Source organism: Colwellia sp. MB02u-14 (genome assembly GCF_014076915.1).
In the GTDB taxonomy this organism is placed as follows: domain Bacteria; phylum Pseudomonadota; class Gammaproteobacteria; order Enterobacterales; family Alteromonadaceae; genus Colwellia_A.
Map to the genome: position 1 here is coordinate 199,327 of NZ_JACGUX010000067.1, position 13,691 is coordinate 213,017.

The window sequence follows — 13,691 nt, forward strand, 5'->3', positions numbered from 1 at the left end:
ATAATAATAAGTACACAAAAAAGATAGGTAGATAAATGAAGTTTTCATTAAATAGGGAATTATTACTGAAACCACTTTTATTGGTTTCTGGTGCCGTTGAACGTAAAAGTACATTACCTATTCTTGGTAATATTCTTTTAAATATAAGTGGGCAGTCACTTACGTTAACAGCCACTGATTTAGAACTTGAAATGGTATCTAGTACCCAAATAGATAACCAGGGTGAAGATGGTAAAATTACTATCCCCGCCAGAAAGCTTCTTGATATTTGTAAGAGTTTACCTGACGATTCAATTTTATCTTTTGAATCTACTAATGAAGCTATTACTATTAGCACCGGAAGAAGTAAATATTCATTATCAACATTACCCGCTGTAGATTTTCCCAATATTGAAGAATGGAAAGGCGATGTCGAATTTCAGCTTTTTAAATCTGACTTACTTCGTTTAATTGAAAGTACACATTTTTCTATGGCTAATCAAGATGTTAGGTATTATCTTAATGGGATGTCAATTGAAACTGAAGGTAATGAAATCCGTTCTGTTGCCACTGATGGGCATCGTCTTGCGATATGTAAAATATCGTCTAATGAATTAACGCTACCATCAAGACAAGTTATTGTTCCCCGTAAAGGTATTTTAGAGATTATTCGCTTACTTGATCCTGTTGAAGAAAATGTGCAAGTATTTCTTGGCTCTAATCATATTCGTATTATCGATAGTGAATTCTCTTTTACCAGTAAATTAGTTGACGGTCGCTTTCCTGATTACCGTCGAGTACTTCCACGCAACGGTGATAAAGTATTAAATACCAGTAAAGACAATTTACGCCAACTTCTATCGCGTGCTTCTATTTTATCAAATGATAAATTCAGAGGTGTACGTTTGAATTTTTCCAAGCATGAGCTAAAAATAACCGCTAATAATCCTGAGCAAGAGCAAGCTGAAGAAGTATTAGAAATTGACTTTCCTTATGATGAAGTTGAAATCGGTTTTAATGTTAATTACGTTCTTGATGTTTTGAATGCCATTAAAGAGCCAGAAGTTAAATTTACTTTGGCTGATGCAAATAGTAGTGTAGTTATTGAAGGTGCTGAAAGTAATGAAGCTATTTATGTTGTTATGCCAATGCGTTTGTAATGAGTATAGCAAAACTTACCGTTTTTGATTTTAGAAATTTAGCTTCAGATCCTATTGAATTAAATGACAATATTAATTTTATTATCGGCGACAATGGCAGTGGAAAAAGTAGCTTATTAGAAGCTATTTTTTATCTAGGGCATGGTAAGTCCTTTAGGACATCGCAAGTTGAAAATTTAGTTACCCATAGCAAAAAAAAGTTTATTGTTAGTGCTAAAGACAATAAGGGGTTGCAGCTAGGTGTTGCAAAAGATTTTGATACCGGTCTCACCGAAATTAAAATTGCGGGTGAGAAATATCGTCAGCTTTCTCAACTGGCAATAAATGTTGCAGTACAAGTGATTACACCCGAAAGTTTTAAGCTGTTTTTTGGTGGACCTAAACAAAGACGACGTTTCATAGATTTAGGATTGTTTCACGTGAAACAGTCATTTTCAGATTGCTGGAAAGAGTTCTCTCGAATATTGAAACACAGGAATGCTTGTTTACGTAATAAAGCTGATAGTGATACGCTAAGTTATTGGACTCATGTGTTTTGTGAGTCATCAGTTAGAGTCGCAAAATTACGTGATGAGTACATTAAAGAACTATCTGAGGAACTTCAACCTTGGTTAGAATTAATGCTACCTACTTTGGCCGATGACATATCGATATCGTACACTCAAGGGTGGAACAGTAAAAAGTCGTTAAATGATGTGTTATCACAAAATAGTGAAAGAGAAAGGAAGTGTGGCTTCAGTCTATACGGCGCACAAAAGTTCGATGTTAAATTTTTAACGGGTAATGTGGTTATAGACAACCAATTATCTCGTGGTCAACAAAAGTTGTTTTTACTGGCGTTAACTTTTGCGCAAGCAAAGCTAATAGAGAAAGTTAAACGAGTAAAACCAATTTTATTAATTGACGATGTAGGTGCAGAACTAGATTTAAATTCTAGAACTTTACTAAGCAACGCAATTAATAAACTAGACTGCCAAGTTATTATCACGGCAATTGATAAAATCGCAGTAGAACCCTTGGTTCCTACTGATAATAATTATAAGATGTTTCACGTGAAACATGGACAAATCTCAGCAATAGGTAAATAGGCTATACGCTATGACAGTAGAAAATGAATACGGCTCAGACAGTATTAAAGTTCTAAAAGGACTTGACGCTGTACGTAAAAGACCAGGAATGTACATTGGTGACACGGATGATGGCAGTGGTTTGCATCATATGGTGTTTGAAGTATTAGATAACTCTATCGATGAAGCGTTAGCGGGTCATTGTACTGAAATTGTTGTTAAAATACATATAGACGGCTCTGTATCTGTTAGAGATGATGGCCGTGGTATTCCAACTGACATACATCCTGAAGAAGGTATTTCTGCTGCTGAAGTTATCATGACAGTACTCCATGCTGGTGGTAAATTTGGTGGTGAAGACTCCGGCTATAAAGTTTCTGGTGGTCTTCATGGCGTTGGTATTTCAGTGGTAAATGCTTTAAGTAGCAAGCTAAAACTGAATATTCGACGAGCAGGTAAATTATTTGAGCAAACATATCACGAAGGTGTCGCTGAAGCTCCTCTAGCTGAGGTCGGTGTAAGTGATAAAACAGGTACTGAAGTACGTTTCTGGCCAAGTGAAAATACCTTTACAGATGTCTTATTTCACTATGACTTATTAGTTAAACGTATCCGTGAGTTATCTTTCTTAAATTCTGGTATTTCAATTCGCTTAATCGATGAGCGTGAGAAAGGCAAAGAAGACCATTTCAAATTTGATGGTGGTATCCAAGCATTCGTTGATTACTTAAATACCAATAAAACACCGGTAAATGAAGATATATTCTATTTCGATTTAGCGCGTGAAGATGGCATTATTGTAGAAGTTGCGATGCAGTGGAATGATGGTTTCCAAGAAAGTATTCACTGTTTTACTAACAATATTCCTCAGCGTGATGGTGGTACTCACTTAAGTGGTTTCCGTACTGCTTTAACACGTACGCTTAATAGTTATATGGTAAAAGAAGGTCTTAATAAAACGAAGAAAGGCGGTAGTACAGAAACAAGTGCCTCTGGTGATGATGCTCGCGAAGGTTTAACGGCGGTAATATCAGTTAAAGTACCTGACCCTAAATTCTCATCACAAACTAAAGACAAGCTCGTTTCATCGGAAGTTAAAACGGCTGTTGAACAAGCTATGGGCGAAAAGCTAGGTGAATATCTATTAGAAAAACCAGCTGTTGCTCGTACTATTATTATGAAGATTGTCGATGCGGCAAGAGCGCGTGAAGCTGCTCGTAAAGCCCGTGAAATGACACGCCGTAAAGGTGCGTTAGATATCGCCGGTTTACCTGGTAAATTAGCAGATTGTCAGGAAAAAGATCCTGCGTTATCTGAACTATATATTGTGGAAGGAGACTCTGCTGGTGGTTCAGCCAAGCAGGGACGAAATCGTCGTAACCAAGCAATATTACCCCTAAAAGGTAAAATTCTTAACGTTGAAAAAGCACGTTTTGATAAAATGATATCATCACAAGAAGTAGGCACGTTAATCACTGCTCTAGGTTGTGGTATCGGACGTGATGAATACAACCCTGAAAAATTACGTTACCACAGTATCATCATCATGACCGATGCTGATGTCGATGGATCACACATACGTACTTTGTTATTGACATTCTTTTATCGTCAAATGCCAGAAATAATGGAACGTGGCCATATTTTTATTGCTCAACCACCACTTTATAAAGTGAAGAAAGGCAAGCAAGAGCGCTATATTAAAGATGATGATGGTTTAACAGAATACCTAACAACGTTAGCATTAGATAATGCAGAAATTTATGTAAATGAATCTGCACCTGCTATTTCAGGTATTTCGCTAGAACAACTCGTGAGACAGTATCGTAAAACACATGACATCATTAAACGTGTATCTCGTCAAATTCCTGCTGATATATTAGAGAAAATGATTTACAGCAAAGAAATTCTTAAGACAGATTTTAACGATAAAGTATTAGTTGAAGCTTGGGTCGCTGATTTAGTTTCACAATTGGACAACCAAGATGGTAATGGTTCTATCTATTCTGCTGATATAAAGCATGATCAAGAAAGAAACATCTATTATCCTAGCTTTAATGTTCGACAGCACGGTATTGACCATATCTATGATTGTGGTTACGAATTTATTCATTCAAAAGAATTCGAAACTATCTTTGGTTTAAATACGGCAATTAATGGCTTAATCGAAGAAGGTGGTTATGTTAAACGTGGTGAAAAAATTAAAACTGTCACTACATTTGAAGAAGCTCTTACTTGGTTAATGGCTGAATCTAAACGTGGACAATACATACAGCGTTATAAAGGATTGGGTGAAATGAATCCAAGCCAGTTGTGGGAAACTACAATGGATCCTGAAACGCGTCGTATGTTACAAGTTACCATTGAAGATGCTATTGCTGCAGATTTATTGTTTACGACACTCATGGGTGATCATGTTGAGCCACGTAGAAACTTCATTGAAGCAAACGCATTAAATGTAGCAAACTTAGATATATAGTTAAACTCGCTATTTTAAAATAATAAATGCCCGGACATCAAATCCGGGCATTTTAACATTCTGCAACACGGTAATAGATAAAGTAATTAATTACTGAGTAAAAACTCAAAGTTTGTTAACTTGTTACTAGGCGAATAATAAAGCAATCGGTATACTTAATATCATTAGCCGTTATCGGTAAACTCACACGAATAATGAATCGGAAAATTATGAGTACGTTCAATATAAAAACATTTCAAGGATTAATCTTTCAGTTACAAGACTACTGGTCGCGTCAAGGTTGTGTCATCGTTCAACCCCTTGATCTCGAAGTAGGTGCTGGTACCTTTCATCCCATGACCTTTCTACGCTCTATTGGCCCTGAACCAATGAGTAGTGCTTTTGTTCAGCCTTGTCGTCGTCCTACAGATGGTCGTTACGGTGAAAACCCAAATCGTTTACAACACTATTACCAATTCCAAGTGATGTTAAAACCTTCGCCAAAAAATATCCAAGAGTTGTACCTTACTTCTTTAAAAGAGTTAGGCATTGATCCTCTCGTACATGATATTCGCTTTGTCGAAGATAACTGGGAATCACCAACGTTGGGCGCCTGGGGGCTAGGTTGGGAAATTTGGTTAAATGGCATGGAAGTGTCACAATTTACTTACTTTCAACAAGTAGGTGGCTTAGAGTGCACACCAGTAACCGGTGAAATAACCTACGGCCTTGAACGTTTAGCGATGTATATTCAAAATGTTGACAGCATCTATGATCTTGTGTGGGCCGATGGTCCTATGGGTAAAGTACTGTATGGTGATGTATTTCATCAAAATGAAGTTGAACAATCAACTTACAACTTTGAGTATGCAGACGTAGATGCATTGTTTAACACTTTTGATCAATGTGAAAAAGATAGCCAAAAGTTAATTGAAGCTGGCTTAGCACTACCTGCTTATGAACAAGTTATGAAAGCATCTCACGCGTTTAACTTATTAGACGCTCGTCATGCTATTTCTGTGACTGAACGTCAACGTTATATACTTAGAGTTAGAACATTATCAAAAGCTTGTGCAAAGGCTTATTATGATAAACGTGAAGAATTAGGTTTTCCTCTTTGTAAGAATAATAATACCTCTGAGGATAAGTCATAATGAATACTGAAACATTATTGATAGAACTAGGTACTGAAGAGTTACCGCCAAAGTCATTAAAAAATCTTGCGGTAACCTTTTATCAGCAAATAAAAGATCAATTAGACAGCGCAGATCTAGCCTATGAAGAGATAAAATGGTTTGCTACACCTCGTCGTTTAGCTGTTAAAGTAAGTAAGCTCGTTGAAAAACAAGCAGATAAAGAAATTGAAAAACGTGGACCAGCTGTTGATGTTGCTTTCGATGCTGAAGGTAATGCAAGTAAAGCAGCACAAGGTTGGGCACGTTCAAATGGTATCAGTGTTGAAGAAGCACAACGTTTGAAAACGGATAAAGGTGAATGGTTACTCCACCGCGCTACTCAACAAGGTAAAACAGTAGCAGCTTTAATTCCAGCAATGATAAATGTAGCTGTAAGTAAACTACCTATTCCTAAGCCTATGCGCTGGGGAAGCACCCGAACACAATTTATTCGACCTGTTCATACGTTAACAATAATGTTTGGTGATAAAGTTATTAATGGTAAAACGTTAGAGGTAAACTCGAGTAATTTAGTGACAGGGCACCGCTTTCATCACGAAGGGTTCGTGTCTTTAGCGCATGCTGATGAATACGAAGATAAGTTAACAGCAGCGTTTGTACAAGTTGATTATGAACAGAGACAAAAATTAATTTTGGCAGAAATTAATAAAGCGGCAGACCAATTAAATGGTGTAGCGCTAATTGACGCAGACTTATTAGAAGAAGTTACTGGATTAGTCGAGTGGCCTGTTATACTCATTGGTAGTTTCGATGAAGCCTTTTTAAATGTTCCTGCTGAACCGCTTATCTACTCAATGAAAGATCATCAAAAATACTTTCCAGTGAATGACAAAAATGGACAATTATTAAATAAGTTTATTTTTGTATCAAATATAGAAAGTAAAGATCCAAGCCAAGTGATTAAAGGCAATGAAAAAGTTATTCGTCCACGTTTGGCTGATGCTGAGTTTTTCTTTAAAACAGATAAGAGTAAAACGTTAGAATCACGCTTAGAAAGCTTATCATCGGTATTGTTTCAAAAACAATTAGGTACGTTAAAAGAGAAGTCAGAACGCATTGCTTCATTAAGCGGTCATATTGCTGGTCAAATAGGTGAAAACTCAGCACAGGCGACACGTGCTGGCTTATTAAGTAAAACCGATCTAATGTCTGAAATGGTGTTAGAGTTTCCTCAAGTACAAGGTACTATGGGGAAGTATTATGCTCAAAATGATGGTGAATCACCTGAGGTTGCTCAAGCATTAGAAGACCAATACCGTCCCCGATACTCGGGTGATACCTTACCTGAAGGCAATATTGGTTGTGCCGTAGCTATAGCAGATAAAGTCGATAGTTTGGTTGGCATATTTGGTATAAATCAGCCACCGAAAGGTGATAAAGACCCCTTTGCTTTACGTCGAGCGGCAATCGGTTTAATTCGAATTATTATAGAAAAACAATTATCATTAGATATCAGTGAGTTAATTAACGAAAGTGTTGTTTTATACGGCGACAAGCTTGCCAATGAAAACGTTAATATACAAGTGACTGATTTTGTTTTAGGTCGTTTTAGAGCCTATTACCAGGAGCAAGGCATCTCAGTTGATGTTATTCAGGCTGTTTTGGCCAATGCACCTACGGCGCCATTAGATTTTGAAAAACGTATTAAAGCGGTAAGTCACTTTAAATCTTTAGAGCAAGCGGCGACACTGGCTGCAGCTAATAAGCGTGTTGGTAATATTTTAGCTAAATTCAAAGGTGAACTTTATCCTGAGTTTAAAGCTGACTTAGCGAGCGAAGCTGAAGAAAAAGCTTTAGCTAAAGCTTTCGATGAAGTTAAGGTGACTATAGCGCCAATGATGTTAGCTAAAGATTATCAAGCAGCATTAACAGAGCTTGCCTGTTTAAAAGCGCCAATTGATAACTTTTTCGATAACGTAATGGTTATGGCTGATGATGAAGCGGTTAAAACAAATCGTTTAACGCTATTGAATGAAATAAGAAATAGTTTCTTTGCTATCGCTGATGTTGCACTTTTACAATAGATAAGATTTAGCATCAATAGCGAGTGATTGTTCATAAAAAATAAAAATAAAAATAAAAAGGGAAAGCGTTATGCTTTCCCTTTTTTGATCAAATAAAGGAAAGGTTTTTGGTTCGTTTGTTGGGCAATAAGTTCGTGGTCCATAAAGCGACAAAAACTCGGGATATCTCGGGCTGTTGAAGGGTCATCCGCTTCTATTAATAAGGTTTCTTGGTCAGCCATTTTTCGTATAGATTTTCGAACCATCATGACAGGTTCTGGGCAACGTAACCCTATAGCATTAAGAACATGGTCGGCATTTTTGAAAATATCTTCAGAGCTAGAATTCATAGTGAGTAAATGTGAGGGTTATAAAGTGAGTAATTTTAGCAAAAAAAATTAAAACTGGATATCAGCGCTAAAATTTATTTATAAAACCGTTGATATCATAATGATGCTTTAAATAAATTAAGTATTCCTCTGCGCTTTTTCTATCTGAAAAAGGCTGACTTAGTATACGAAAAAGACCTTTATGTAATTTGGTGGTTAGAGCTAACGCATGGGCTGCTTGCAAAATCGAGGACTTTTGATCAGCGTTCTTCTGTTGTTGATAAGCACCAATTTGCACAGACCACAGAGTACGAGGTTTAACCGTGGTATTTATCTTTAAGTCATTAAGAGCAAGTGGAGGTAAATTTTTAACGTCTTTAACCGATCGTTTGGTTGCGACTTTTTTGAAAGAAATATCAGCAGGGTGTTGCCCAAATAGCCAATTAACTGACATAAATAGGGAATGGTTAGTACCAAGGTTATCTTGATGAAATTGACTCGTTTGACCTAAAGTCACTGATAATTGATTGGTCAGCTTATAATTAGCTGATATTTGAAAGTAAGGTGCTAAAGCATTAGTTTCAATAAGTATATGATTAGATGAAGCGGTAACTAGATTCAGGCCAAAGCCAAATTTTAAAGATAAGTCCTGGTTACGTTGCTTAAGAAAATTAATGCCTAAAGATAAGCTTCCGAAATCACCTAAGAGGGTGTTCTTATCATCGAAGACTTTTAAGTCTCCGCTTTCACTATACTTTGCTTCAAATTCAAAATTTTCTAAAAATTTATACTGATAAAATACACCATAACCTAAATGAGCATCTTGATCAGCATGATAACTCATTTGTGATGCAAGCGAATGTTCAGCTGCAAAAGTTTGAGCAGTATTTAAAAACAAACAACAGAATAAAAGAGAAACTAGGCGCATAATAATTACAATAATAAGAAACGTTTAAATATTATCAATAACAACAGTCAAATGTAACCAAAATTAAATATCTGATGGTTATTACAATCAACAACAAGAGAATACTAATTTCACTTGCTTTGTTAAGCAATGCGTGAAAAATTAAGAGGGATTGGTAAATAGAGTAAACAGCACAAGTAAGTAGTAAGTTTTCATATTAAGTAAGGTAACCTATGTCTCGTTTGACTTCACCCGTATTGATGTTTTTCTCGGTTTTTCTCTGCAATATTATTAGTACATCTACATATGCGGATCAATCAGCCGTGCGTGAAATATTTCAACAAGCTGAGAAGCATGTTTGGCAACCTAACTCTTCTCGTTATCAAACCTTGTATCAGCAATTGCATTATTACCCACTGCAGCCATATTTAGATCAACAACAACTCATGCATGGTATGACAATGGGTGATACAAAAGCAATTAGTCTATTTCTGGAAAAATATCGAGGTTCACCTCTTGATTGGCCGCTCCGTAAAAAATGGCTGGAGTATTTGGCGGAGCGTAATAATTCATTATTATTTCAAAGCTTTTATGTGCCTACATCGAATGTTGAATTAACCTGTCAGTATTACCATTATCAATTAAAATCGGGTGTACCAGACTCTCAAATATTACCTAAAATCACATCATTATGGATAGTAGGGAAGTCGCAGCCTAAAGTATGTGACCCATTATTCACTCGTTGGCAAAATGCAGGTTATAGAACAGAAGAGGCTATTTGGCAGCGAATATCTCTGGCTGCAGATGGTGGTAAACATACTTTAATTCCTTACCTAACGAAACTAATGCCCGAAAAAGAAAAGTATTTAGGTACATTGTGGCATAAAGTTCGCCGTGATCCTGCCTATATTAGCAATATGAATCGTTTCCCCCATAAGTCGGTTAAAGAAGCTTCTATTGCCGCTTACGGATTAAAACGTTTGATTTGGCGTGACCCTGAAAAAGCATTGAACACGTATAGTAAAGCGATAGAAGTTTTGCCATTTTCAGAATCACAACAACAGCAAATAGTGTTAAAATTCGCTATTGCTTTAGCCAGTAAAAACCACAAAGATTCAGGAGAATGGTTAGAAAAAGTCGATAAAAATCTTCAGTCTACTAATATTGTACAATGGCGAATGGCTGATTTGCTTAGAGAACAAGATTGGCCAGAAATTAAAAATGACTTAAAAGCATTACCCAAAACGCTTCACAAAAGTAATCAATGGCTATATTGGTACGGGCGAAGCTTACTTGAAACAGGTGACACTGTTTTAGGCCATGAAGTCTTAGGCGGATTAGCGAAGAAACGTCATTATTACGGATTCCTTGCCGCAAGTGCCCTACAGCAAAGTGTAAACCTACAAAACAGTCCTATAGAGATAACGGCACCTGAAAAGTTAGCCTTACTAAAAAACCCAGCAGCAAAAAGAGCCTTTGAATTTTTTCATATTGGGCGGTTTTATGATGCCCGTCGCGAATGGAATTATTGGCTAACACAGTTGAGCGATCGGGAAAAGCTTGCAGCATCAAAAATTGCTTATGAAGAAAAGTGGTTTGACAGAGCTATTTTTACTTTAGCTAATGTTGGCTACTTAGATGATGTTGATTTACGTTTTCCGTTGGCTTTTGAAGATGAAATTATTGATTCAGCAGGGAGGTATCAAATAAACCCAGCTTGGACATTTGCTATTGCTAGAAGAGAGAGTTCATTTATGTCAGATGCTAACTCGCCTGCTGGTGCAAAGGGCTTAATGCAGGTTATGCCAGCAACAGCTAAACATTTACAAAAGCGCAAAGTGACAAACAAGCGGTTAATGAACGCGAAAGCTAATATTAAACTCGGTACAAAATATCTAAAACGATTACTCGACCGCCATGATGGTAATCAAGTATTAGCAACTGCAGCTTATAATGCGGGTCCATACCGTGTAAGAAGTTGGTTAAAAGACTTGAAGCCTATGCCAGCCGATATTTGGATTGAAACTATTCCTTATAAAGAAACACGTGAATATGTGAAGAGTGTTATGGCTTATCAAGAAATTTATCAAATAAAAGTGGGGCAGGAAACATCACTTTTTGATCAAATATTCAAGATGAGTATTGCGCAGTAAATTAATATTTTATGATAGTGTGATATGATATTGGAAAATTTTCAGAGGTGCGATCAATGATCAAACTAGCAACGCTTTACCCAGCCCATGTTACCGAGCTTCAACAACGTTCTAAAGCGGCATTAAAACGTGAGAACCTTCAAGGTTTAGTGATTCATTCAGGCCAAGAAATTAAAGTATTTCTTGATGATTATGGTTACCCCTTTAAAGTAAATCCTCATTTTAAAGCTTGGTTACCATTAGTGGATATCCCAAATTGCTGGTTGATTGTTAACGGTGAAAATAAACCTACGCTTATTTATTATCAACCTGTTGATTTTTGGCATAAAGTCACACCTTTAGCTGATAATTACTGGAATGATTTTTTTGATATTAAAGTGCTTACTAAAGCGACTGATGTCGAGAAATTACTACCTTATGATAAAACAGATTTTGCCTATATTGGCGAACACATTGAAGTAGCAACAGCGCTGGGATTTAAAAACATAAACCCTGAGCCATTACTCAATTATATGCATTATCACCGCGCTTATAAAACACAATATGAACAAGAGTGTTTACGTAAGTCGAACGCTATTGCTGTTACAGGCCATAAAGCGGCAAGAAGTGCTTTCTTACAAGGCTCGTCGGAATTTGATATTCAGCAAGCTTATTTAAAAGCAACAAATCATACTAGTGACGAAACACCTTATGGCAATATTGTTGCACTTAACACGAACACCTCAATTTTACATTACACGGCTTTAGACCGCGGTGTACCACAAGCACATCGTTCTTTTTTAATTGATGCAGGGGCCAGCTTTAATGGTTACGCCTCTGATATAACGCGTACTTATTCATTTAAACGTGACAAGTTTGCTGAATTAATTGCTCGCATGAACAAATTAATGCTCAATGCTGTTGATGGCTTAAAACCTGGGAAAAGCTATGTAGATCTACATATTGAAACCTATCGTGATATTGGTAACGTACTTCATGAATTTGGCTTTATTAATGTTGATGTCGATACCGCCGTTGAAACGGGTATTATTTCAACGTTTTTTCCACATGGTTTAGGTCATCATCTAGGTCTACAAACTCATGATGTTGGCGGTTTTATGGCCGATGAACGTGGTACACACGCTAATACACCAGAACAACATCCATTCTTACGTACGTCACGTATTATTGAAACTAATCAAGTGTTCACTATAGAGCCTGGTTTATATTTTATTGAATCATTATTGGCCGATCTTAAAGCCTCAAAAAATGGCAATATGATTAATTGGGAAAAAATAGCAGCTATGCGTCCATTTGGCGGTATTCGTATTGAAGACAATGTTATTGTTCATCAGTTACATAACGAAAATATGACCCGTGAATTAGAGTTGAAGTAAACTTTAATACTAATGGCTATTGCTAAACCTTATAAAATTGCGGCTAATGATATTGTTGATGAAACAATCGTTAGCCGCAGTCGTTTTATTTGCTATATTTCTCCCTGCACCAGTCATGAAGAAGCAAAAAACCAGTTAAAAAAATGCCAAAAATATCATCCTCAAGCAAGTCATCATTGCTATGCTTTTCTTACTGGCCGACCAGATGACAGTCAAGGCTATGGCTTTTCTGATGACGGCGAACCCGCTGGTACTGCAGGCCGACCCATGTTATCGGTATTACAGGGGAGTGATGTAGGTGAACTGTGTGCAATTGTTGTACGTTATTTTGGAGGGACAAAATTAGGTACTGGTGGATTACAACGTGCTTATGGGGGAAGTATTCGTCAAGCGCTATCATTACTGCGCACAAGCATCAAAGTTCCTATGGTAGAACAGTGGTTAATTTGTGATTACCACCAAATAAACGATGTGTTGTATTTAGTTGAACAAGCAAAAGGTGAAATTATCAAACAAGACTTTACTGCACAAATAGCATTAGTTATTGCCTTACCTGAGGCACAATTAATTAACGTTAAGCAGAAACTACAAACGCTTTCTTCAGGACTGTTGACTCTTAAGTCTATTCGCTAATCAGAAAGCTTAGCTAACAAGGACAGCACGATGCCACATTGTATTATCGAATATTCACAAGAACTGGCTCAAGAACTAGATATTAAAGCACTGATGTCGTGTGTTTTTCTAGCCGCGACTCAATCGGCACTATTCTCTAAGGGTGATATTAAAGTAAGAGCTATTTCCTATAAAGATTTCTATGCTGAAATAGAGAATGAAGCTAACAACAAACAACGATTTATGCATGTGTGCTGTAAAATTTTATCTGGTCGTCATTTAGAACAAAGACAAAAACTCTCTGAGCTGGTGTTAAGTCAGCTAAATACGTTTGCAATTAAATCAGTGTCAATTAGTGTTGAAATAGTTGATATGGAACGTGAATCATATAACAAACGCGTTAGCTAAATAAATTAAGACGAAATACGCGATTTAAAGTCGCAGTGTTGATCTT

At 36.7% G+C, this 13,691-nt stretch carries 11 protein-coding genes; 9 read left to right on the top strand and 2 right to left on the bottom strand.

Annotated features, from left to right (window positions below; all coding sequences use genetic code 11):
- Nucleotides 1-35 precede the first annotated feature (35 nt).
- The 5 genes from dnaN (at nucleotide 36) to glyS (ending at nucleotide 7,881) form a co-directional block, all read left to right on the top strand.
- Nucleotides 36-1,139 (top strand): DNA polymerase III subunit beta, encoded by a 1,104-nt coding sequence (gene dnaN / locus H4J52_RS08550; RefSeq protein WP_182178729.1) that lies wholly within the window; start codon nucleotides 36-38, stop codon nucleotides 1,137-1,139.
- Nucleotides 1,139-2,227, top strand: coding sequence for a DNA replication/repair protein RecF (gene recF / locus H4J52_RS08555; RefSeq protein ID WP_182178731.1), 1,089 nt, complete (start codon nucleotides 1,139-1,141; stop codon nucleotides 2,225-2,227). Before dnaN ends, recF begins: the two co-directional genes overlap by 1 nt.
- Before the next feature lie 10 nt (nucleotides 2,228-2,237).
- Nucleotides 2,238-4,682: a DNA topoisomerase (ATP-hydrolyzing) subunit B gene (gyrB, locus tag H4J52_RS08560; protein ID WP_182178733.1), complete on the top strand. Its 2,445-nt coding sequence runs from the start codon at nucleotides 2,238-2,240 to the stop codon at nucleotides 4,680-4,682.
- 209 nt (nucleotides 4,683-4,891) lie between these two features.
- A complete protein-coding gene (glyQ, locus tag H4J52_RS08565; protein ID WP_182224514.1) occupies nucleotides 4,892-5,815 on the top strand; it encodes a glycine--tRNA ligase subunit alpha in 924 nt (307 codons plus the stop codon).
- Entirely contained in the window at nucleotides 5,815-7,881 is a 2,067-nt protein-coding gene (glyS, locus tag H4J52_RS08570) for a glycine--tRNA ligase subunit beta (RefSeq protein WP_182178737.1), read from the top strand. The genes glyQ and glyS overlap by 1 nt, the downstream gene beginning before the upstream one ends.
- 68 nt (nucleotides 7,882-7,949) lie before the next feature.
- Here glyS and tusA read toward each other — a convergent pair whose 3' ends face one another.
- Nucleotides 7,950-8,210, bottom strand: a complete 261-nt coding sequence (tusA, locus tag H4J52_RS08575; protein ID WP_182188787.1) for a sulfurtransferase TusA — start codon at nucleotides 8,208-8,210, stop codon at nucleotides 7,950-7,952.
- Between the two features lie 67 nt (nucleotides 8,211-8,277).
- Nucleotides 8,278-9,087 carry an SPOR domain-containing protein gene (locus tag H4J52_RS08580; protein WP_182224515.1) on the bottom strand — a complete coding sequence of 270 codons (810 nt, stop codon included), beginning with the start codon at nucleotides 9,085-9,087 and terminating at the stop codon, nucleotides 8,278-8,280.
- A gap of 242 nt (nucleotides 9,088-9,329) precedes the next feature.
- On the opposite strand from H4J52_RS08580, the gene H4J52_RS08585 reads away from it, so the two are divergent.
- Genes H4J52_RS08585 through H4J52_RS08600 form a run of 4 tightly spaced genes read left to right on the top strand, consistent with a single transcriptional unit; the run spans nucleotide 9,330 to nucleotide 13,645 of the window.
- Entirely contained in the window at nucleotides 9,330-11,249 is a 1,920-nt protein-coding gene (locus tag H4J52_RS08585) for a transglycosylase SLT domain-containing protein (RefSeq protein WP_182179712.1), read from the top strand.
- Between the two features lie 56 nt (nucleotides 11,250-11,305).
- The gene (pepQ, locus tag H4J52_RS08590) at nucleotides 11,306-12,625 is read left to right on the top strand and encodes a Xaa-Pro dipeptidase (protein WP_182224516.1); all 1,320 of its coding nucleotides are present in this window, start codon (nucleotides 11,306-11,308) and stop codon (nucleotides 12,623-12,625) included.
- 12 nt (nucleotides 12,626-12,637) lie between these two features.
- Complete coding sequence (locus H4J52_RS08595; protein WP_220460038.1) at nucleotides 12,638-13,258, top strand: YigZ family protein; 621 nt, start codon at nucleotides 12,638-12,640, stop codon at nucleotides 13,256-13,258.
- A 30-nt stretch (nucleotides 13,259-13,288) separates the two neighbouring features.
- Entirely contained in the window at nucleotides 13,289-13,645 is a 357-nt protein-coding gene (locus tag H4J52_RS08600; RefSeq protein WP_182179708.1) for a 5-carboxymethyl-2-hydroxymuconate Delta-isomerase, read from the top strand.
- Nucleotides 13,646-13,691 lie beyond the last annotated feature (46 nt).